Raw genomic sequence first — 19,300 nt, 5'->3', positions numbered from 1 at the left:
CTCGACGCCGCGTCCGCGCTCGCCTAAGTTCCGCCGTGAACAGGAAGGGAACAAACATGGCCAAGGGCGTGATCCGGACGGGCATCGGCGGCTGGACGTTCGAACCCTGGCGCGGGACCTTCTACCCCGACGATCTCAAGCAGAAGGACGAGCTGAAATACGCGTCGTCCAAGGTCACCAGCATCGAGATCAACGGCACCTACTATTCGACCTTCAAGCCCAACAGCTGGCAGAAGTGGCGCGACGAGACGCCCGACGACTTCGTGTTCGCGGTCAAGGCCAGCCGCTACTGCACCAACCGCAAGGTGCTGTCGGAGAACAACGACTCGCTCGAGAAATTCCTGTCCCAGGGGCTCGAAGAACTGGGCCCCAAGCTGGGTCCCATCAACTGGCAGTTCATGGGCACGAAGAAGTTCGATCCGGCTGATTTCGAGGGATTCCTGAAATTGCTGCCAAAGGAGCGCGGCGGTGTGCGCCTGCGCCACGCGCTGGAGGTCCGTAACCCGACCTTCGCCTGCCAGGAGTTCTACGACCTGGCCGCCAAGTACGGCGCGGCCATCGTCTACGCCGTCGACGACGAGGAGCCGACCTGGCCCTGCATCGACCAGCCCACCGCCGACTTCACCTACGCCCGGCTGATGTCCAGCAAGGCCGACGAGCCGACGGGCATGAGCTCTGACGAGCTGGACGGGATCGTCAAGCAGGCCCGCGACTGGGCGGGTCGCGGCGACGTGTTCGCCTATTTCATCGCCGGGGCCAAGGTGCGCAATCCGGCGGCGGCGATAGCGCTGATCGAGAAGCTGGGGGCGTAGAGCGCCCCCTCCGTCTCGCCGCGTATCCGCAGCGATCCACCTCCCCCGTTTCACGGGGGAGGTGGCCCGGAGGGCCGGAGGGGGCGCTAAGCCGCCTTCTTCGGAAACCACGGCACGAAGCCGCTGGTCCGCGCCACGTACTCGGCATAACCCGGCTTTGACTTCCGCATCCGCCCCTCGGTCGTCGGCACGCCGCTCCACTTGGTCAGCAGGAAGGTGATCAGCACCGGTCCCGGCAGGCTCCAGGCGCCCAGGCCGGTCTCGGCGGCGATCAGGTACAGGCCCCACCAGACGCAGGCGTCGCCGAAATAGTTCGGGTGGCGGGTGTAGCGCCACAGGCCCTGGTCCATGACCTTGCCGGCATTGGCGGGATCGGCCTTGAAGGCGGTCAGCTGGGCGTCGCCGATGGTCTCGAACGCGATGCCGACGATGGCCAGCGCCGCACCGCCCCAGGCCAGCGGTCCCAGCGGTCCGGCCTGCTGGCCCAGCTGCGCCGGCAGGGCGACGACGAAACCCAGGACCATCTGCAGGCCGAACACGAAGATCAACGCCGTCTTGGCGAAGCTCCAGCCGCGGGTCTTCTCGGCGTGGGCGATCATCGAGACATAGCGCCGGTCGGCCCCGTGCCGGCGCCAACGCCAGAACAGATAGCCGCCCAGCCGCGCCGCCCACAGGGTGCAGAGACCGGTCAACAACAGGCCATGCGGCGTCACCCCGCCCGGGCTCAGATGAGCCTGCGCCAGGGTGCTCCAGGCCAGCAGCGCCATGCTGGGCCCCCACCAGGCGTCGATGAAGCTGACGTCCTTGATCCGTAGACTGACGACCCACAGCGCCAGGAAGGCGACGACCGCGACGGCGGCGTTGATGGCGAGGACGGCGAGGATGGGCGGCATGAACGAACCTTGCAGCGGGGCCACGGGAGATACGGACGAGGATCGATGGCGGATCTCTCCTCCCCCAGAGGGGAGGAGCGTGAGCCGCCCCTCAAGTCCCGACCACGAAGCTCACCGTCGTCGTGGTCGAGCCGCCGATGTTCAGGGTCTGCACGGTCCTGGCTCCCTCGACCTGGTAGTCGCCGGCCTGGTCCGAGGTCTGTTTCCAGGCGTCCAGCAGCATCCGCACGCCCGTGGCCCCGACCGGATGCCCCGTGCCAATCAGCCCGCCCGAGGGGTTGATCGGCAGCTTGCCTCCCATGGCGATATCGCCCGCCTCGATCGCCTTCCAGCTCTCGCCCGGCGCGGTCAGGCCCAGGTGGTCGATGGCCATGTATTCGGTGGCGGTGAAGCAGTCGTGGGTCTCGACCGCGTCGATCCCCGACACGTCCGGCGCGATCCCCGCCCGGCTCCGGGCGTCCAGGATGGCGCGGCGCACCTGCGGGAAGACGTACTCGCTATCCCGACTGGCCTCGACCTTGCGGGCGTAGCTGATCGGCGCCGAGCGATGGCCCCAGCCCTTGATGCGCGGAATGCTGTCCAGGGCGATCCCGCGCTTGTCGGCATAGGCGCGCGCCCGCCGCTCCGAGGCCAGGAACACCACGGCGGTCCCATCGGTGACCTGGCCGCAGTCCTGCTTGCGCGTGCGGCCCTCGACCACCGGATTGGCGACGTCGTCGGCGGTGAAGGCGTCTGAGCCGAAGTTCCAGCTGCGCGTCTGGGCATTGGGATTGCGCTTGCCGTTGGCGAAATTGACCTCGGCGATGCCCATCAGGTGCTCGTACTTGAGGCCATAGCGGCGGTCGTACTCGTCGGCGAGGTCTGAAAAGGCGCGCGGCCAGAGGAAGCGGGCGTCCTGGAACTCGTGGCCGGCCCAGGCGGCGCTGCCCAGGTTCTGGGCCGCCGTCTGGCCGGGAACGTTGCGCATCTGCTCGATGCCGACCACGCAGGCCAGATCGTAGCGGCCGGCCTCGATCTCGGCCGTCGCGGCCAGGATCGCCACGCTGCCCGAGGCGCAAGCCGCCTCGTGCCGGGCGGTCGGCAGGCCGTCAAAAGTCGGATGAACCAGGCCGAACATGCCGCCCAGCAGACCCTGGCCGGCGAACAGCTCGGCGGCGAAGTTGCCGACATGGCCGGTCTCGACGTCCCCCACGTCGAGACCGGCCGCCGCCAGCCCCTCCCCCACGGCCTCGGCGAAGGCGTCGGCCAGGTCGCGGCCCTCGCGGCTCCAGTTGGCGGCGAAATCGCTCTGCCAGCCGCCCAGCACGTAGACCATGGACGCGCCTCCTCCCCAGATGGACGCTTTCTTAGTGAGTCCGATTATACAAGCGACTGTCGCCATGTCCACGACCTCGCCGAACATTGACTCGCCAAGCCGAAGCGGCCCACCAAGCCGCCATGGTCCCGCAGAAGGCCGAAGCGCCTAAGGCCCCGTCCCTGGTCAGACGCAGTTCAGCCGCCCGCGCGCTGAACCTGATCGGCGACCGCTGGACGCTGCTGGTGCTCTACGCCGCCTTCATGGGGATCAAGCGGTTCGACGGCTTCGTCGACCTGACCGGTATCGCCCGCTCGCTGCTGACCGATCGGCTCAAGCGCCTGGAGGCGGCCGGGATCCTAGAGCGGCGCCCGTACCAGGATCGCCCGCCGCGTCACGAGTACCGGCTGACGGCCATGGGCCGCGACCTCTACGACTCGGCGCTGATGCTGCTGGGCTGGGAGATGCATTGGCGTTTCGATCCCGACTGTCCGTCGCACCGCATCGTCCATGAGCCGTGCGGCCAGCCGCTGAGGCCGGTGCTGGTCTGCAAGGCCTGCGGCGAGGCGGTGAAGGTGCGCGACGTCACCCTGTCAACCGGCCCGGGCGCGGGGCTGGAGCCGGCCCCGCCAGCCCGCCACTCGCGCCGCGCCAGCCATGACGACGTCGGCGGCCCGGCCCTGCATCCGATGTTGGAGCGCGGGATCGAGGTGCTGGGCGACCGCTGGACCGCCCACCTGATCGCCGCGGCCTTCTACGGCCTGCGCCGCTTCAAGGACTTCCAGGCCGAGCTGAAGGTCGCCAGCAACATCCAGACCGACCGCCTGGGCCGCCTGGTCGCGCGCGGCGTGCTGGAGCGGGTGAGGTATCAGGACCGGCCGGAACGCTGGGAGTACCGCCTGACCCGCGAAGGCCGCGACCTGTTCCCGCTGATCGCGGCGCTGATGGCGTGGGGGAACCGATGGCTGGCGGGAAGCGAGGGAAGTCCGGAAATCCTGACGCACCACTGCGGCGCGCGTCTGGAGCCTGTGGTGCGCTGCGGCGCCTGCGACGGAGCGGTGGACGTGGGGAATACGGCGATCGGGGCGACCAGCTGAAATCCTCCCCCTAGTGGGGGAGGTATCGGCGCAGCCGACGGAGGGGGAAGAGGTCGGGCCAGGACAAGTTCCCCCTCCGGCGCTTCGCGCCACCTCCCCCATTAGGGAGAGGATTTGGGGGCTACAACCAAAGCCCCTCGGCTTCGACCGCATCCCCCCAGAACCCCGGCTTCGGCGGCGTGATCCGGCCGCGCGCGACCCTAAGGCCGCCGGGATGATCCATCGCCAGCCACCACGGCCCGTCCAGGTCGGCGAAGTCGCTGGCCCCGCCCAGGTGCAGCGCCGGCGCGACGCCCAGGGACGAGGCGACCATGCAGCCGGTCATCACCTGGAAGCCCAGGCGACGCGCCGCTTTCAGCATGGCCACCGCCTCGGTCAGGCCGCCGGTCTTGTCAAGCTTGAGGTTCACCGCCCGATAGCGGCCCCGCAGGGCGGCGAGGTCGCCGCCGACATGGACGCTCTCGTCGGCGCATACCGTGAACGGCGGATCCCAGCCGTCCAGGTCGTGGTCGGCGTCGGCCGGCAGCGGTTGCTCGACCAGGGCAATCGGCAAGTCGGCCAGCAGGGGCTTCAAGTCGCGCAGGATGGCGAAGGTCCAGCCCTCGTTGGGGTCGACGATGAAGCGCGAATTGGGCGCGGCGGCGGCCACGGCGCGCAGGCGTGCGGCCGGGTCCTCGGCCGACAGCTTGATCTTGATCAGCGGCGCGTCGGCCACGGCGCGAGCGGCCGCACCCATGGCTTCGACCGTATCCAGGCTGACGGTGACGGCGGTGACCAGTCCGCTCGGAACCGGCAGGCTGGTCGCCTGGGCGACGCCGACGCCGGTGCGCTTGGCGCGCAGGTCCCACAGCGCCAGGTCCAGGGCGTTGCGCGCGGCGCCGGGCGGCAGGCCGGCGCAGGCGGCCTCGACGTCGTCCGACGCCAGGGCCGGCGCCAGTTGGGCCAGGACGCTGTCGACCGTCTCGCCATAGCGGCCGTAGGGCACGCTCTCGCCACGCCCGACATGGCCGCCGGCCCGCGCGCTTACCTCGATCACCTCGGCGGCGGTCTTGACCCCGCGCGAGATGCGGAACGGGGCCTTCAGCAGGTGCGAGACCGGGCGGGCGGAGGCGACGATCGACATGTCCGCAGGCATGCCGCGTTTCGCGAAGTCCCGCCAGCCCCGGATCACCACCCCCAGTGGCGCGGGATCGGCGAGTCGGCACGGCGCTCGGCCATCACCTTAAGGGCCAGCGGACGGTCGACGACGAACAGCACGGCCCAGACCAGCAGCACGCCGGCATAGTGCGCCGCGCCCCACAGGCCGCCGGGGCGGCCCGGACGCACGAAGCGCGACTTGGCGGAACGGCGCGGCGCGGTGAACGGCGGGGTCATGGCGAAGTCGGTCATGTCGGGGTCCCTCATCTGATGGAGACGACCTTGGCCTTCGCATACGCCAGAAACGGACGTATAGAACCCGGACCGCGTCGGCCGCGTTTCGCCGGGGCGTCTTTCTCGAGGATCCCATGGCCAAGACCGTCAGCATCAACATCCCCCACCAGCTGGGCGCGGCCGAGGCCAAGCGCCGCCTGGAGGAGGGCCTGTCGCAGCTGGCCGGCCAGATCCCCGGCGGCGACGCCAGCCGCTTCACCCAGAGCTGGGCCGGCGACGTGCTGAACTTCTCGGCCGTGGCCATGGGCTCGACCATCACCGGCGTCGTCCAGGTGCTGGAGGATCACGCCCGCCTGGACATCTCCCTGCCCGGCCTGCTGGGCATGGCCGCCGGCAAGATCAAGGACGAGCTGAACCGTCGCGGACAGCTGCTGCTGCGCTAGACCATCGACACTTCGACGCCAGCCAGGCGTTCGACATCGCCGGCGACGAAGATCTCGACGATCAGGCCGTTCTCCACGCGAATGTCGAGCACGCGGGTCAGTTGGCCCAGCGGGGCCACGACCGCCCCGATCGCGCCGTCGACCAGCGCCGTGCGCGCCGTCTGGGCCAGGCCGTTGTAGAAGTTGGCGACCTTCTCGGCGCCGCGCAGTTCGCGAACCTGACCGCCGCCGCCCAGCAGGTCGGACCGGACCACGACGTCCGGCGACAGCACCGCCATCAGCCCCGCAAGATCGCCGGTGCGCGACGCCAGCAGGAAGGCGTCGACCACGCTCTTCTGGGCGGTCTGGGCCGCATCCAGCGGCGCGGGGCCGCCGCGCACCCGACGCCGAGCCCGGCTGGCCAGCTGGCGGGCGGCGTCGGGCGTGCGCTCGACGATCGGGGCGATCTGCTCGAACGGCATGTCGAACAGATCGTGCAGCACGAAGGCGATGCGCTCGGCGGGCTGAAGGGCCTGCAGCACGACCAGCAGGGCCAGGCCGACGGAATCGGCCAGGATGGTCTCGCGCTCGATCGCCTCCTCGCCGCTGACCGACGGCTCGGGTCCGCCTTCAAGGAGCGCGTCCTCGCGGCGCGACTTCCGGGACCGCAGCATGTCCAGGCACACGCGCGAGGTCACGGTGGTCAGCCAGGCCGACAGGTTGTCGACGCCGCTGGTGTCGGCCCGCGCCAAGCGCAGCCAGGCCTCCTGCACCGCGTCCTCCGCCTCGGGCAGCGAGCCCAGCATGCGATAGGCCACGCCGCGCAGACGGGTCCGGTCGGCTTCGAACCTGTCGGCGAGGAAATTCTGCTCTGAACTTTTTTCGGGGGGCATCGGTCACATCGCTCCGTCGGGCTTCGTCACCTCTTCGACGAGACGAAATCGCCGGATGTGACCGGCGGCGTCAGCAAATCGCAAGGAGCCCGCGATGCACGCCCGCATGAAACAACCCGCCTTCCTGCTGCCCGACGCCATGAAGGCGCTGATGGCCCTGTCCAAGTCCGCCCATGTCGAGGGCGTGCCCGAGACCCTGCACGAACTGCTGCACCTGCGCGTCAGCCAGATCAACGGCTGCGGCGTCTGCCTGGAGATGCACGCCCGCGCCGCCGCCAAGGCCGGCGAGAGCGCCGAGCGCCTGGCCACCGTCGCCGGCTGGCGCGACACCCCCTACTTCACCGACGCCGAGCGCGCCGCCCTGGCCCTGGCCGAGGCCGTGACCCGGGTCGCCGACAGGGCCGACCCGGTGCCGGACGAGGTCTGGAACGAGGCCGCCCGCCACTATGACGAAAAGGCCCTGGCGGGCCTGCTGATCAGCATCGGCGCGATCAACATCTGGAACCGCCTGAACGCGGCGACGCGGCAGGTGGCGGGAAGCCTGGGGGTGTGAACCCCCTCCCCACCTCCCCCGGCGAAAGCCGGGGCCCAGCTGGAAGAGCGCTGGAGCGGGTTCTATGAGCTCCGCGCCCTTCCCGTCAGCCCAAACGTCCTGAGATCTGGGCCCCGGCTTTCGCCGGGGAAGCGGATTGGGGGAAGCGGGGGTTGAAGCTTTACAGCCGCCGCGGATCGTAGTCGTGCCGCCCCAGGCTTTCGAAGCGACCTTCCTCGGCCTTGTTGATGTACTGCGAGGCGACCAGCCAGCTCTTCACCGGGCGCAGGGTGGCCAGGCAGCCGATGATCAGGGCCGGGAAGGTGGTCACCAGGTGCACCCAGATCGGCGGCTGCCACATGACCTCGGCATAGGCGAAGAAGGCGGTGACCACGATGCCGACGCCGCTCATCACGAAGAAGGCCGGACCGTCGGCCGGGTCGGCGAAGCCATAGTCCAGGCCGCAGCGGTCACATTGGGGCGCCAGCTTCAGGAAGCCCTGGAACAGCTTGCCCTCGCCGCAGCGCGGGCAGCAGCACCTCAGGCCCGCCTCGATCGGCGTCGGGGAGTCGTAGAACGGTTCGTCGGCCATCGGGGGCCCTTCCTACAATCGCGGAAATGATCCATACATTGCGCATGTAATGTATGGATATAGACGCGTGGCGACAACTAAGGGATCACCGAATCCGGCCGCCGCGTGGTTGCGACGGATCGGAGCGCTGGATGGCCCCGCCTATCGCCGGATCGCAGACGCCCTGGAAGCCGCCGTGGCCGAGGGCGAACTGCAGGCCGGCGACCAGATCCCAGCCCAGCGCGAGGTCGCCCGTCTTGTCGGAATCGACTTCACCACCGTCACCCGCGCCTACGCCCTGGCCCGCGAGCGGGGCCTGATCGAGGGGACGACGGGACGTGGCACATTCATCCGCTCACGGACGATCGAGAATGAGGCCGGGCTGGTCGACCTGTCGATGAACCTGCCGCCCCCGCCGGCGGGGCTGAACCTGGCGGCGCTGCTGCGTGAGACGACAGGCGCGATCCTGGCCCGCACCGATCCGGCGACCTTGATGGCCTATCACCCCGGCGCGGGCTCTCTCGCCCAGCGCACGGCCGGCGCGGCCTGGCTGGCGCCGGCGTTGGGCCCGGTCGATCCCGCCCGCGTGGTCGTGGCCAGCGGCGCCCAGACGACGCTGTCGGCCCTGCTGGACCACCTGACCGCGCCGGGCGATGCGATCCTCGCGGAGGCCTTCGCCTATCCGGGCCTCTTGGCCACCGCCGCCCGGCGTGGGCTTCGGGTGATCGCCGCCCCGCTGGACGCCGAGGGCCTGGCGCCCGACGCCCTGGAACGACTGATCGCCGAGCATCAGCCGCGCCTGCTGTGCTGCACCCCGACCTTCCAGAACCCGACAGGGGCGACGATGAGCCTGGAACGGCGGCGGGCGATCATCGACATCGCCCGCGCGGCCGGGGTGACGATCATCGAGGACGACGCCTACGGCCTGCTGCCGGCCGCGCCCATGCCCGCCCTGGCCAGCCTGTGGCCGGAGGGCGTGTTCCACGTCGCCACCACCGCCAAGGCTCTGTCGCCCGGCCTACGCCTGGCCTATGTCGTCGCCCCGCCCGGCCAGGCCGAAGGCTTTGCGGCGGCGCTGCACGCAATCGCCCAGATGCCCGCGCCGCTGATGGCCGCGGTCGTCACCCACTGGATCCGCGGGGGCGTCGCCGCGCGGGTGCTTGCGGGGGTGCGGGAAGAGGCCGTGGCGCGACGCGCCCTCGCGGCGGACCTGCTGCCGGCGGCGGTGGGCGGACCCGAGAGCCTGCACGTCTGGTTGCCCGGCGCGACGGCCAGCCCGGCGGCGCGAGAGCGCGGCCTGGCCCTGGTCGGGGCGGACGCATTCCGGGCCCCGGGCGCGCTCGGCGAAGGCCTGCGGATCTCGCTGGGCGCGGCGGGCAAGCGGGCGATGCTGAGCAGGGCCCTGACCGAGCTGCGGGTCCTGACTAGTCCGTCAGTCCACCCCGTTTGAACGCCTCGGCCAGCTGATCGATCAGGGCGCGGACGGCGGGCGGCAGACCGCGCCGGGTGGTGAAGACCACGTGGACGATGCCGACCCGACTGCTCCAGTCCGGAAACACCCGCACGAGGCGGCCGCTCTCCATCAGGTCACGGCACGCATGGTCGGGCAGGAAAGCCACGCCCAGCCCGGCCGCCGCCGCGTCGCGCAAGGCGCCGAAGTCGCCGCAGGTCATGCGCGGCGTGTGGGTGACGGTCCGCGCCTCGCCCTCGGCGTTGACCAGTTCCCACGCCAACTCGCCGATCTGGTCGGTGGGGCTGAGGGTCGGCGCTTCGGCCAGGAACGACAGCGGCTGGCCAGCGCAGCGCATCGCCAGGCGCGGGTCGGCCACCAGGATCCGGGTCGAGCGCCCCAGGGTGCGCAGGGTCAGGGCCGCATCGGTGTCCAGGGTCAGGCGCACCCGCACGGCCAGGTCGATGCGCTCGGCGATCAGGTCGACCGGCCGGTCGATGGCCACCACCTGCAGCCGCACCTTGGGATAGCGCGCCATATAGGCCTGGAAGGTTGGCGACAGCGCCTCGACCAGCCCGACCGGACAGCTGCAGCGCACCAGACCATGCGGCTCGCTCAGCGCCTCGGCGACCACCGCGTCGGCCTGCTGGGCGTCCAGCATCAGGAGGCGGCAGCGCTCGTGAAAGGCCTGGCCGACTTCGGTGACCCGAAAGCGGCGGGTCGAGCGCTCGATCAGCCGCACGCCCAGCCGCGCTTCCAGGGCGGCGATGCGACGGCTCAGGGTCGACTTCGGCTGGCGCAGGGCCCGCCCCGCCGCCGCGAAGCCGCCATGCGCCACCACCTCGGCGAACAGGACGTAGTCGTTGAGATCGACGGCCATGATTGTCTCATTTATGGAACGCTGAAAGCCGATTTACCCGTCTACTCCGCTTTCTGTCCCGAATGCATCTTGTTTCCACCGACGGACGCCCCGCCGGCGAAACCAAGGAGACGAACATGAGCAAGACTTTCGAGAACAAGGTCGTCGTGGTGACCGGCGGCGCCAGCGGCATCGGCCTGGCCACGGCCAAGCGCTTTTCCGAACTGGGCGCCTCGGTCTACGTGACCGGTCGCCGCGAGGCCGAGCTGGCCGCCGCCGTGAAGGCGATCGGCGGCGACGTGACCGGCGTCCAGGGCGACGCCTCCAAGTTGGCCGACCTGGACCGGCTGTACGACGTCATCCAACAGCGCCACGCCCATATCGACGTGCTGGTCCCCAACGCCGGCGGCGGAAACATGCTGCCGCTGGGCGCGATCACCGAAGAGCACTACGACGACATCTTCGGCCGCAACGTGAAGGGCGTGATCTTCACCGTGCAAAAGGCCCTGCCGCTGCTGCGCGACGGCGGCGCGATCGTGCTGATGGGCTCGACGGCGGCGGTGCAGGGCACGCCCGCCTTCAGCGTCTACAGCGCCAGCAAGGCCGCGGTGCGCAACCTGGCGCGCGGCTGGACCGCCGACCTGAAGGACCGCCAGATCCGTGTCAACGTCGTCTCGCCCGGGCCGATCAAGACGCCGGGCCTGGTCGAGCTGGCCGGGACCGACGCGGCGGCCCAGCAAGGCCTCCTGGACTTCATGGCCAGCCAGATCCCGCTGGGCCGCGTCGGCGACCCGTCCGAGATCGCCAAGGCCGTCACCTTCCTGGCGTCCAGCGACGCCAGCTTCATCGCCGGCGCCGAGCTGTTCGTCGACGGCGGCATGACCCAGGTCTGAGGAGAAACGCCATGACCATCGAACAACTGCTGATCCGCAATCTGCATGAGGTGTTCGGCGAGGGCGATCCGGCCCGCCGCCGGGCCGCGATCGACGCCCTCTACGCCGAGGACGCGGTGTTCCACGGCCCGAACGGCGACAGCCACCGGGGCCGCGAGGCGATCGATCGTATCGCCGGGATCATCCGGGCCGGTCATCCGACCTTCGCCTACACCGAAACCTCGCCGGCTCAGGCCAGCCACGACGCCGGTCGACTGTCATGGGTCTCGGGCCCTCCCGGCGAACCGCCGCGCTACGCGGGCCACGACTTCATCCTGGTCCGCGACGGCAGGATCGCGGCGATCTACGTGTTCCTGGACGGGGAGGATAAGTAGCTCCCCAACCGGCTTCCCCGGCGAAAGCCGGGGCCCAGCTGGAAGAGCGCTGGGGTAGGTTCTAGAGAGCGCCGCGCCCGTCCAATCATCCCCAGCGCAATGAGATCTGGGCCCCGGCTTTCGCCGGGGAGACGGATTTGGAGCTCAGTACTCGACGTCGTCCTCGTTCCCCTCGGCGCCTTCTTCACCCTCGCCCTCGCCGCCCATGGCGTTCTCGAGGCTGTCGATGATGTCGTCCATCTGGTCGGGGGTGATCGAGACATAGAGCGACTCGCCGCCGATGGCCGAGACCAGCAGGCGGTAGCCGTCCTCGGTCTCCTGCAGGCTGAACGATTGGAGCGGCAGGAGCTTGGCCATGGGTGATCCTTCCCGAAAGAGCGAGGGCGTCACTTAGAGGCGCGAGGCCTCTACTTCAACGCTCCACGCCGCAGCATGGCCACATGGGTCGCGATCAACTGCTCGCGCTCGACCCACGGGAACTCCGGCCGGGCGATCAGCAGCGAGACCAGGCCGTGCAGGCCCGCCCACAGCGCCTGGGTCGCGGCCATCGCGTCGTCGCCGGCCATCCGCCCCTTGGCGTGCAGCTCGCCGACCATCTCGACGAAGACCTGGAAGACCTGCTTGCCGGCGATCATCGGCCGATCGCCGGTCTTTTGCAGGAAGCTGCCGTCGACGCTCTTCTCCAGCATGAAGGCCACGCGATAGGCGTCGGGATGGTCCAGGCCGAAGTCGATATAGACCCGCAGACAGCGCTCGAAGTTCTCGGGCGTGGGGGTGTAGCCGACCCGCGCGTCGGCCATCCGCTGGCCCAGGATGGCGAAGGCGCGCACGCACAGTTCGGCGGCGATGTCGTCCTTGGTGGTGAAATAGGCGTAGAGGGCCGGCTGCGAGATGCCGGCGATCTCGGCGATCTGGCGGGTCGAGACGGCATGGACGCCCTTCTGGGCGAACAGAGTCTGGGCGGCGTCGAGGATCTCCTCGCGGCGCTCGGCGCCCTGCCCCTTGGGCTTACGCGGGGACCGGGTCCTGGGGGTACGCATCGAAGACATTCGGGTCGTTGACCACCGCTATCGGAGCTTGACAAGAACGCATTGTCGATCACTGATAACTTATCACCGATCGATTTGGAACAGCTTATGTGGCGGACTCGGTTGCTGGCCTCGCCCATGCTTGCCTTGGGAGCGCTGCTCGCCGCGGGCGCGCTGGCCGGTTGCGGCGGCAAGCCCAAGGCCGAAGAACCGATCGCCCCGACGCCGGTCGAGGCCGCCCGGGTGGCCGCCCCCGGGGCGTCCGGAACCGTCACCGGCGCCGGCACGCTGGAGCGCCGCCGCGAGATGGCGCTGTCGTTCCGCATCCCCGGCGTCCTGACCGCCATGCGGGTCGAGGCCGGTGACAGCATCCGGGCCGGCCAGGCCATCGCCGCGATCGACCCGGCGGGCGTCGACGCCCGCCAGCAGCAGACCGCCGCCGACCTGGAACGGGCCCGTCGCGACGTCGAGCGCGACCGGGCTCTGTTCGACAAGGGCTATGTCAGCCGCCAGCGCATCGACGACCGCCAGAGCGCGCTGAAGGCCGCCCAGGCGTCTTACGACGCCGCCCGCTTCGACCGCCGATGGGCCAGCCTGGTCTCGCCGGTGTCGGGCGTCGTTTTGGAGCGCCGGGCCCAGGCGGGCGAGGTGGTGGCCGCCGGCCAGGTGGTGGCGCGGGTCGCCGACCTGTCCAGCCCGCTCGTGCTGCGCCTGCCGCTGGCCGCCCGCGAGGCGGCCCGGGTCCGGGTCGGCGACACGGCCCAGGTGATGGTCGAGGATCTGGGAAACCAGGCCCTGTCCGGCCGCGTCACCCGCGTCGGCGAGGCCGCCGACACCCGCACCGGCGCCATCGCCGTCGAGATCGAGCTTTCCGCCCCGCCGCCCGCCCTGCGCAGCGGCCAGGTGGCCCACGCCACCCTCCAGGTCCGCGCCGCGCCCGCCCAGGCCGCCACCTTCTCCCGCATCCCGGCCGAGGCGATGCTGGAAGCCAGCGGCCAGCGCGGCTTCGTCTACCGCTTCGATCGCGGCAAGGCCCGCCGGACGGCCGTGACGTTCGGTGGTTTCGACGGCGACGACGCCCTGGTGGCGGGCCTGCCGGACGGAACCCAGGTGATCACCGCCGGGGCCGGCTTCGTCGCCGACGGCGAGGCAGTGCGCGTCGTCGACCCCACCCATCTGGGCCGCTAGACCGTGACGTTCGACCTCGCGACCTTCGCCGTCCGTCGCTGGCAATTCACCCTGGTGGCCTTCGGCCTGCTGGTGATGCTGGGGATCAACGCCTTCCTGAACGTGCCCAGGTCCGAGGACCCGCACTTCCCCACCCCGATCGTCATCGTCCGCGCCGTCCTACCCGGCGCCGAGCCGTCGGAGATGGAGCAGCTGGTCGTCGACCCGATCGAGGACGCCGTCGACGGCCTCGACAACATCGACAAGGTCGAGTCGACCAGCCTGGACGGCGCGGCCACGGTCCGCGTCCACTTCACCTGGGACGTCGACGCCGAGCGCAAGTACGACCAGGTCGTCCGCGAGGTGAACGCCATCCGCGGCAACCTGCCGGCCGGCCTCACCCTGCTCGACATCCAGCGGGTGCGCACCTCGGAAGTGTCGATCGTCCAGGTGGCCCTGACCTCGGACATCCTGCCGATGCGGCGGCTGGAGAAGACCGCCGACCGCCTGCGCGAGCGGCTGGACCGCGTGGCGGGCGTGCGCGAGGCCAAGTACTGGGGCGCGCCGCCGTCGGAGGTGCAGGTGACCCTGGACCTGGCCCGCCTCTCGGCCCTGAAACTGCCCGCGACCTCGGTCGCCGACGCCCTGAAGCAGGCGGGGGCCGAAGCGCCCATCGGCGCCGTCCAGGCCGGCGAGCGACGCTTCAACGTCAAGTCCGGCGGGGCCTTCCGGAATCTCTCGACCGTGGCCAACACGCCGGTGCGCTCGATCGGCGGCCAGGTGACCCGCGTGCGCGACGTCGCCACCGTGGCCTGGGCCCAGCAGGAGCCCTCGCACCTGACCCGCTTCAACGGCCAGCGCGCCGTGTTCCTGACCGTGACCCAGAAGGACGGCCAGGACGTCGCCAAGATCACCAAGGCCGTGCAGGCGGTGCTGGATGACTACGAGAAGACCCTGCCGGCCGGCGTGAAGATGCAGCGCGGCTTCGTCCAGGCCGAGAACGTCAAGCACCGGCTGAACAACCTGTTCCGCGACTTCGGCATCGCCCTGGCGCTGGTGCTGATCACCCTGCTGCCGCTGGGCCCGCGCGCCGGGGTCGTGGTGATGGTCTCGATCCCGCTGAGCCTGCTGATCGGCCTGACCCTGCTGCAGGCGTTCGGCTTCACCCTGAACCAGTTGTCGATCGCCGGTTTCGTGCTGGCCCTGGGCCTCTTGGTCGACGACAGCATCGTCATCACCGAGAACATCGCCCGCCGGGTGCGCGAGGGCGAGGACCGGGTCGAGGCGGCGATCAACGGCACGCGCCAGATCAGCCTGGCGGTGCTGGGCTGCACGGCGACCCTGATGCTGGCCTTCCTGCCGCTGATGGCCCTGCCGGCCGGCTCGGGGGCCTATATCAAGTCGCTGCCGGTGACGGTGCTGTGCACCATCGCCGCCTCGCTGCTGGTCTCGATGACCATCATCCCGTTCCTGGCCAGCCGCCTGCTGGACAAGCACTCCGATCCGGAGGGCAACGCCCTGCTGCGGGCGGTCAACGACGGCATCCACCGCTTCTACCGGCCGGTGCTGCACCGGGCCCTGGCGCGGCCGTGGCTGACCCTGGCCATCCTGCTGGCCATCTGCCTGACGACCTTGCCGCTGGTGAAGCTGATCGGCTCCAGCCTGTTCCCCTCGGCCGAGACCCCGCAGTTCCTGATCCGCATCGAGACGCCCGACGGCTCGTCCCTGGCCCGCACCGACCGCGTGCTGCGCTATGTCGAGAGGCGCCTGAAGCAGGAGCCGGACGTGATCTGGGAGGCCTCGAACCTGGGGCGGGGCAATCCGCAGATCTTCTACAACCGCAGCCAGCGCGAGAGCTCGACCACCTTCGCCGAGGTGTTCGTCAGCCTGAAGCGGTGGGAGCCAGGTCGCAGCGAGCAGGTGCTGGACCGGCTGCGCAAGGACTTCAACGCCTTCCCCGGCGCGCGGATCAGCGTCCAGACCTTCGAGAACGGTCCGCCGATCGACGCGCCGGTCGCCATCCGCCTGACCGGCCAGAACCTGGACGTGCTGAAGGCGCTATCGGCGCGGGCCGAGGCGATCCTCAAGGCCACGCCCGGCACGCGCGATGTCACCAACCCCGTGCGCCTGGACCGCACCGACCTCGACCTTGGCGTCGACGAGGCCAAGGCCGCCGCCCTGGGCGTGCCGGCCGGCGCGGCCCGGCGCATCGCCCGCCTGGCCCTGTCGGGAGAGGAAACCGGCCGCTTCCGCGATCCCGACGGCGACGACTACGCGGTCAAGGTGCGGCTGCCGATGGTCCAGGCCGACGGCGCGCCGCGCAATCCGCTGTCGGCGCTGAAGGGCGTCTATGTCCCGACCGCCGACGGCCTGGCCGCGCCGCTGGACGCCATCGCCACGCCCAGGCTCAAGTCCAGCCCTTCGCGCATCGATCGCTTCGACCGCGAGCGGACCGTGACCATCAGCTCCTATGTCCGCACCGGCTTCCTGGCCTCGGGCGTGACCCAGGACGCGGTGGCGCGGCTGCAGAAGGACCTGCCCCTGCCCCCCGGCTACCGCATGTCGCTGGGCGGCGAGGCCGAGGCCGCCTCGGAAAGCTTCGCGGGCCTGGGCGCGGCGGTGCTGGTGGCGGTGTTCGGTATCCTGGCCGTGCTCGTTCTGGAGTTCCAGAAGTTCAAGACCGCCATCGTGGTCGCCGGCATCATCCCGTTCGGGGTGTTCGGCGCGGTGCTGGCCCTGGCCCTGACCGGCTACTCGCTGTCGTTCACGGCGACGATCGGGCTGATCGCCCTGATCGGCATCGAGATCAAGAACTCGATCCTGCTGGTCGACTTCACCGAACAGCTGCGCCGCGAGGGCATGAACCTGCACGACGCCATCGAGAAGGCCGGCGAGGTCCGCTTCCTGCCCGTGCTGCTGACCTCGGTGACGGCGATCGGCGGCCTGCTGCCGCTGGCCTTCGAGCGCTCGGGCCTCTATTCGCCCCTGGCCATCGCCATCATCGGCGGCCTGGTGACCAGCACCCTGCTGAGCCGCGTGGCGACGCCGGTGATGTACTGGCTGACGGCGCGGGGGAAGGCCGAGCGGGTGTAGGGCTCGCACGCCACAATCCCCCAATGCTCGTCATTCCCGCCCCTGCGAGATCCCTGGGGATAGCTGGTTTCGGCGCCTCGCCTTGGGCCGCCAAGGCTGTACTGATCCGCTCTCCGAAGTGCGTCAGGTGGCATCCATGCGTTTTTCCCCCAGGTTAGCGATCCTCGCGGCGGCCCTGATCCTGAGTGCGTGCGGTGATACGCGACGCCCCACCGCCATCAAGGGGCCCGTCGCTGAACGGGACGCGGGCGCGGCTGGCGCTAGCGCGCCGAGCGCGGTCGGCGGCTTCGTCATCGAGAACAGCACGGTCATCCCGCTGCGCTCGACCGTCTCGGGACGGGATTACGAAATCTACGTCAAGACCCCGCCCGGGTACGACAAGCCCGAGAATGCGAACCGCCGGTACCCCGTGCTCTATCTCACCGACGGCCCTTACACCTTCCAGGTCGCTTCAGGGCTGACGCGCGTGCCTTTCAATCATGGGCGGTTTCGTGAGTTCATCATCGTCGGTCTGTCGTACGCGCGGGGCGAGATTCCCGCCGACAGCCGCAGACGCGACCTGACGCCGTGGCGCGATCATGAGATCAACGGCGTCACAGGCGGCGGCGAAGCCTTCTTCACCTTCCTCAAGCAGGCGGCGATGCCGCTGGTGGAGACCCGCTATCGCGTCGATCGCGCCGACCGCACCTTGGCGGGACAGTCCTATGGGGGCCTTTTTGGACTGTGGGTGGCGTTCCATGAGCCGGAACTGTTTCGCAACTACATCCTGACTAGCCCTTCGATCTGGTTCGCCGACCGCGCGGTCCTGCGAAGCGAGGCGGCCTACGCGGCGAGCCACAAGGATCTGCCGGCCCGGATCTATTTGGCGACGGGTTCGCGGGAACATCCCGGCCCCGGCGGATGCGCCGATTGCGACAACGACATGGTCGCCGACCAGGCGCGGCTCGCGGCGATCCTGAAGAGCCGCGCCTATCCGGGGCTGGAGATCAGAACAAACGTCGTGGAAGACGGCTTCCACGAAACCACCTTCCCGATCGGCCTGATGCAGGGCCTGCAGTGGCTTTATCTGAAGGCGTGATCGGCTCCAGTCTCGGCCGCCCCTGAAAATGGACGGCCGCTTCCGGCCCGAAACATCCCGTCGCAACGTCCGCTTTCCTGAGTCGCGACCGGGGTGGGGCGGATCACGAGATCCCCTTAAGGCGTCAGGCTCGCCGCCCGGTAGGCCGCCATGGTCTGGTCGAACACCGCGATGTCCCCTCGCCCCCGCGCCACCAGCTGGGCGCCCTCGATGGCGGCGAAGATGGCCAGGGCGCGGTCGCGAAGGACCGCCGTGTCCAACTCCGGGTGGCGCGGGCCGAGCAGACGAACCAGCCAGCGGACGTTGGCCTCGCTGAAGGCGTCGACCTCGGTCCGCACCGTCTCCGGAAGGTCGCCGTATTCGGCCGCCATCACCCCGTACAGGCACATGCGGTTGTCGTTCTGCAGCGCGGCGCGAAACACCGCCACGTAGCGCGCGAAGGTCTCGTCGATCGGCCCGCCCTTGGCGATCAGCTGCTCGAAATAGCCGACCGCGTTGTCGGTGTAGCGCCGCGCCAGCTCGGCCCCCAGGTCACCCTTGGTCGGGAAGTAGTAGTGGATGCTGGCGCTCTTGATGCCGACGTCCTTGGCCAGCTCGCGGAAGCTCAGGGCGTTGTAGCCCCTGGCCTGCACCGTGGCCTGGGCGGCCGCCAGGATGGTCTCGCGGGTGTCGTTGGTCGCCATGGTCACTCCTACCTATCAGTAGATAGACGTTGACAGCCGCCGACGGAAGCCTCTATGCCGATTTCGTATCTACCTATCGATAGGTAGATAAATGGAGGACATCATGAAGATCTACGACGTTCCCGGCTTCCCGAACCCGCTGCGCGTGCGGATCGCCCTGGCCGAAAAGGGCCTGACCGACCAGGTCGAGTTCGTGAAGGTCGACCTGCTGGGCGGCGAGCACAAGGAAGACGCCTTCCTGGCCAAGAACCCCTCCGGAACCGTGCCGGTGCTGGAGCTCGAGGACGGCGTCTACATTTCCGAGTGCACGGCCATCACCGAGTACGTCGACCACCTGGACGGCAAGCCGGCCCTGACCGGAGCCACGCCGCGCGACAAGGCCGTCATCCACATGATGCAGAAGCGCGCTGAAGCCGAGTTGATCGACGCGGTCGCCGACTACTTCCACTACGCCACCCCCGGCCTGGGCCCGAAGATCGAGGACGGCAAGAAGACCGTCTGGACCGGCCGCGACGCCTTCGGCCGCAAGCAGGGCGACCGCGCCGTGGCGGGAATGCGCTACTTCGACCAGATCCTGCGCGACCAGCCCTATGTGGCCGGCGACCAGTTCTCGATGGCCGACATCACCGTGCTGGGCGGCCTGGTCTTCGCCGGCTTCGCCAAGCTCGACGTGCCCGAGGACTGCACGGCGCTCTCGGCCTGGCGGACGCGGGTGCAGGAACGGCCCAGCGTGAAGGCGGCCTAGTCGGCGTATGGATGCTCTCCCGCGACGCGGGGGAGCATCAGCCCC

General features: G+C 69.8%; 21 protein-coding genes. 11 read left to right on the top strand and 10 right to left on the bottom strand.

What is annotated here, in order from left to right:
* Positions 1-56: 56 nt before the first annotated feature.
* A complete protein-coding gene (locus MZV50_RS05610) occupies positions 57-812 on the top strand; it encodes a DUF72 domain-containing protein (RefSeq protein ID WP_252633435.1) in 756 nt (251 codons plus the stop codon).
* An 86-nt stretch (positions 813-898) separates the two neighbouring features.
* Here MZV50_RS05610 and MZV50_RS05605 read toward each other — a convergent pair whose 3' ends face one another.
* Both MZV50_RS05605 and MZV50_RS05600 read right to left on the bottom strand, forming a co-directional pair.
* Positions 899-1,705 carry a DUF1295 domain-containing protein gene (locus MZV50_RS05605; RefSeq protein WP_252633434.1) on the bottom strand — a complete coding sequence of 269 codons (807 nt, stop codon included), beginning with the start codon at positions 1,703-1,705 and terminating at the stop codon, positions 899-901.
* 91 nt (positions 1,706-1,796) lie between these two features.
* Complete coding sequence (locus tag MZV50_RS05600; protein ID WP_252633433.1) at positions 1,797-3,020, bottom strand: acetyl-CoA acetyltransferase; 1,224 nt, start codon at positions 3,018-3,020, stop codon at positions 1,797-1,799.
* A 122-nt stretch (positions 3,021-3,142) separates the two neighbouring features.
* On the opposite strand from MZV50_RS05600, the gene MZV50_RS05595 reads away from it, so the two are divergent.
* A complete protein-coding gene (locus MZV50_RS05595) occupies positions 3,143-4,096 on the top strand; it encodes a winged helix-turn-helix transcriptional regulator (RefSeq protein WP_252635188.1) in 954 nt (317 codons plus the stop codon).
* A gap of 121 nt (positions 4,097-4,217) precedes the next feature.
* Here the strand turns inward: MZV50_RS05595 and MZV50_RS05590 are convergent, their stop codons facing one another.
* Both MZV50_RS05590 and didA read right to left on the bottom strand, forming a co-directional pair.
* On the bottom strand, positions 4,218-5,219 hold the full coding sequence (locus tag MZV50_RS05590) for a dipeptide epimerase (RefSeq protein WP_252635187.1): 1,002 nt from the start codon (positions 5,217-5,219) through the stop codon (positions 4,218-4,220).
* Positions 5,220-5,263: 44 nt separating this feature from the next.
* Positions 5,264-5,485, bottom strand: a complete 222-nt coding sequence (gene didA / locus MZV50_RS05585) for a DNA damage-induced SOS-independent cell division inhibitor A (protein WP_252633432.1) — start codon at positions 5,483-5,485, stop codon at positions 5,264-5,266.
* A gap of 116 nt (positions 5,486-5,601) precedes the next feature.
* On the opposite strand from didA, the gene MZV50_RS05580 reads away from it, so the two are divergent.
* Positions 5,602-5,910: a polyhydroxyalkanoic acid system family protein gene (locus MZV50_RS05580; protein ID WP_252633431.1), complete on the top strand. Its 309-nt coding sequence runs from the start codon at positions 5,602-5,604 to the stop codon at positions 5,908-5,910.
* Here the strand turns inward: MZV50_RS05580 and MZV50_RS05575 are convergent.
* Positions 5,907-6,782: a sigma-70 family RNA polymerase sigma factor gene (locus MZV50_RS05575; RefSeq protein ID WP_252633430.1), complete on the bottom strand. Its 876-nt coding sequence runs from the start codon at positions 6,780-6,782 to the stop codon at positions 5,907-5,909. The genes MZV50_RS05580 and MZV50_RS05575 overlap by 4 nt on opposite strands.
* A 94-nt stretch (positions 6,783-6,876) precedes the next feature.
* Here MZV50_RS05575 and MZV50_RS05570 point away from each other — a divergent pair, with 94 nt between their 5' ends.
* Positions 6,877-7,335: a carboxymuconolactone decarboxylase family protein gene (locus tag MZV50_RS05570; protein ID WP_252633428.1), complete on the top strand. Its 459-nt coding sequence runs from the start codon at positions 6,877-6,879 to the stop codon at positions 7,333-7,335.
* A 160-nt stretch (positions 7,336-7,495) separates the two neighbouring features.
* On the opposite strand, the gene MZV50_RS05565 is transcribed toward MZV50_RS05570, so the two are convergent.
* Positions 7,496-7,906, bottom strand: a complete 411-nt coding sequence (locus MZV50_RS05565; protein WP_252633427.1) for a DUF983 domain-containing protein — start codon at positions 7,904-7,906, stop codon at positions 7,496-7,498.
* Between MZV50_RS05565 and MZV50_RS05560 the strand changes: the two genes are divergently transcribed.
* Entirely contained in the window at positions 7,905-9,335 is a 1,431-nt protein-coding gene (locus tag MZV50_RS05560; protein ID WP_252635186.1) for an aminotransferase-like domain-containing protein, read from the top strand. The two genes, MZV50_RS05565 and MZV50_RS05560, sit on opposite strands and share 2 nt — an antisense overlap.
* Here MZV50_RS05560 and MZV50_RS05555 read toward each other — a convergent pair.
* Positions 9,310-10,215: a LysR substrate-binding domain-containing protein gene (locus MZV50_RS05555; RefSeq protein WP_252633425.1), complete on the bottom strand. Its 906-nt coding sequence runs from the start codon at positions 10,213-10,215 to the stop codon at positions 9,310-9,312. The genes MZV50_RS05560 and MZV50_RS05555 overlap by 26 nt on opposite strands.
* 116 nt (positions 10,216-10,331) lie before the next feature.
* Between MZV50_RS05555 and MZV50_RS05550 the strand changes: the two genes are divergently transcribed.
* Both MZV50_RS05550 and MZV50_RS05545 read left to right on the top strand, forming a co-directional pair.
* A complete protein-coding gene (locus MZV50_RS05550) occupies positions 10,332-11,087 on the top strand; it encodes an SDR family NAD(P)-dependent oxidoreductase (protein WP_252633424.1) in 756 nt (251 codons plus the stop codon).
* A gap of 11 nt (positions 11,088-11,098) precedes the next feature.
* Positions 11,099-11,461: a nuclear transport factor 2 family protein gene (locus MZV50_RS05545; protein WP_252633422.1), complete on the top strand. Its 363-nt coding sequence runs from the start codon at positions 11,099-11,101 to the stop codon at positions 11,459-11,461.
* Between the two features lie 144 nt (positions 11,462-11,605).
* Here MZV50_RS05545 and MZV50_RS05540 read toward each other — a convergent pair whose 3' ends face one another.
* Both MZV50_RS05540 and MZV50_RS05535 read right to left on the bottom strand, forming a co-directional pair.
* On the bottom strand, positions 11,606-11,818 hold the full coding sequence (locus MZV50_RS05540; RefSeq protein WP_252633421.1) for a hypothetical protein: 213 nt from the start codon (positions 11,816-11,818) through the stop codon (positions 11,606-11,608).
* 50 nt (positions 11,819-11,868) lie between these two features.
* Positions 11,869-12,501, bottom strand: coding sequence for a TetR/AcrR family transcriptional regulator (locus tag MZV50_RS05535; RefSeq protein WP_252633420.1), 633 nt, complete (start codon positions 12,499-12,501; stop codon positions 11,869-11,871).
* Between the two features lie 84 nt (positions 12,502-12,585).
* Between MZV50_RS05535 and MZV50_RS05530 the strand changes: the two genes are divergently transcribed.
* From MZV50_RS05530 to MZV50_RS05520, 3 genes are all read left to right on the top strand, one after another.
* Complete coding sequence (locus MZV50_RS05530; protein WP_252633418.1) at positions 12,586-13,677, top strand: efflux RND transporter periplasmic adaptor subunit; 1,092 nt, start codon at positions 12,586-12,588, stop codon at positions 13,675-13,677.
* Positions 13,678-13,680: 3 nt separating this feature from the next.
* Positions 13,681-16,749, top strand: coding sequence for an efflux RND transporter permease subunit (locus MZV50_RS05525; protein WP_252633417.1), 3,069 nt, complete (start codon positions 13,681-13,683; stop codon positions 16,747-16,749).
* 136 nt (positions 16,750-16,885) lie between these two features.
* Positions 16,886-17,827, top strand: coding sequence for an alpha/beta hydrolase (locus MZV50_RS05520; RefSeq protein WP_252633416.1), 942 nt, complete (start codon positions 16,886-16,888; stop codon positions 17,825-17,827).
* 116 nt (positions 17,828-17,943) lie between these two features.
* On the opposite strand, the gene MZV50_RS05515 is transcribed toward MZV50_RS05520, so the two are convergent.
* Positions 17,944-18,510: a TetR/AcrR family transcriptional regulator gene (locus tag MZV50_RS05515; RefSeq protein ID WP_252633414.1), complete on the bottom strand. Its 567-nt coding sequence runs from the start codon at positions 18,508-18,510 to the stop codon at positions 17,944-17,946.
* 103 nt (positions 18,511-18,613) lie between these two features.
* Here MZV50_RS05515 and MZV50_RS05510 point away from each other — a divergent pair, with 103 nt between their 5' ends.
* The gene (locus MZV50_RS05510) at positions 18,614-19,255 is read left to right on the top strand and encodes a glutathione S-transferase family protein (RefSeq protein ID WP_252633413.1); all 642 of its coding nucleotides are present in this window, start codon (positions 18,614-18,616) and stop codon (positions 19,253-19,255) included.
* Positions 19,256-19,300: the final 45 nt, after the last annotated feature.

Origin of the sequence: Caulobacter segnis (genome assembly GCF_023935105.1) — a bacterium.
GTDB lineage: Bacteria > Pseudomonadota > Alphaproteobacteria > Caulobacterales > Caulobacteraceae > Caulobacter > Caulobacter segnis_B.
This window is presented reverse-complemented; position numbering and strand designations above follow the sequence as displayed.

What these genes read in the sequence shown, in the direction of transcription:
- MZV50_RS05610 (WP_252633435.1), top strand. Translation starts at nt 57, where the DNA reads ATGGCCAAGGGCGTGATCCGGACGGGCATCGGCGGCTGGACGTTCGAA.
- MZV50_RS05605 (WP_252633434.1), bottom strand. Translation starts at nt 1,705, where the DNA reads ATGCCGCCCATCCTCGCCGTCCTCGCCATCAACGCCGCCGTCGCGGTC.
- MZV50_RS05600 (WP_252633433.1), bottom strand. Translation starts at nt 3,020, where the DNA reads ATGGTCTACGTGCTGGGCGGCTGGCAGAGCGATTTCGCCGCCAACTGG.
- MZV50_RS05595 (WP_252635188.1), top strand. Translation starts at nt 3,143, where the DNA reads ATGGTCCCGCAGAAGGCCGAAGCGCCTAAGGCCCCGTCCCTGGTCAGA.
- MZV50_RS05590 (WP_252635187.1), bottom strand. Translation starts at nt 5,219, where the DNA reads ATGTCGATCGTCGCCTCCGCCCGCCCGGTCTCGCACCTGCTGAAGGCC.
- didA (WP_252633432.1), bottom strand. Translation starts at nt 5,485, where the DNA reads ATGACCGACTTCGCCATGACCCCGCCGTTCACCGCGCCGCGCCGTTCC.
- MZV50_RS05580 (WP_252633431.1), top strand. Translation starts at nt 5,602, where the DNA reads ATGGCCAAGACCGTCAGCATCAACATCCCCCACCAGCTGGGCGCGGCC.
- MZV50_RS05575 (WP_252633430.1), bottom strand. Translation starts at nt 6,782, where the DNA reads ATGCCCCCCGAAAAAAGTTCAGAGCAGAATTTCCTCGCCGACAGGTTC.
- MZV50_RS05570 (WP_252633428.1), top strand. Translation starts at nt 6,877, where the DNA reads ATGCACGCCCGCATGAAACAACCCGCCTTCCTGCTGCCCGACGCCATG.
- MZV50_RS05565 (WP_252633427.1), bottom strand. Translation starts at nt 7,906, where the DNA reads ATGGCCGACGAACCGTTCTACGACTCCCCGACGCCGATCGAGGCGGGC.
- MZV50_RS05555 (WP_252633425.1), bottom strand. Translation starts at nt 10,215, where the DNA reads ATGGCCGTCGATCTCAACGACTACGTCCTGTTCGCCGAGGTGGTGGCG.
- MZV50_RS05550 (WP_252633424.1), top strand. Translation starts at nt 10,332, where the DNA reads ATGAGCAAGACTTTCGAGAACAAGGTCGTCGTGGTGACCGGCGGCGCC.
- MZV50_RS05545 (WP_252633422.1), top strand. Translation starts at nt 11,099, where the DNA reads ATGACCATCGAACAACTGCTGATCCGCAATCTGCATGAGGTGTTCGGC.
- MZV50_RS05540 (WP_252633421.1), bottom strand. Translation starts at nt 11,818, where the DNA reads ATGGCCAAGCTCCTGCCGCTCCAATCGTTCAGCCTGCAGGAGACCGAG.
- MZV50_RS05535 (WP_252633420.1), bottom strand. Translation starts at nt 12,501, where the DNA reads ATGCGTACCCCCAGGACCCGGTCCCCGCGTAAGCCCAAGGGGCAGGGC.
- MZV50_RS05520 (WP_252633416.1), top strand. Translation starts at nt 16,886, where the DNA reads ATGCGTTTTTCCCCCAGGTTAGCGATCCTCGCGGCGGCCCTGATCCTG.
- MZV50_RS05515 (WP_252633414.1), bottom strand. Translation starts at nt 18,510, where the DNA reads ATGGCGACCAACGACACCCGCGAGACCATCCTGGCGGCCGCCCAGGCC.
- MZV50_RS05510 (WP_252633413.1), top strand. Translation starts at nt 18,614, where the DNA reads ATGAAGATCTACGACGTTCCCGGCTTCCCGAACCCGCTGCGCGTGCGG.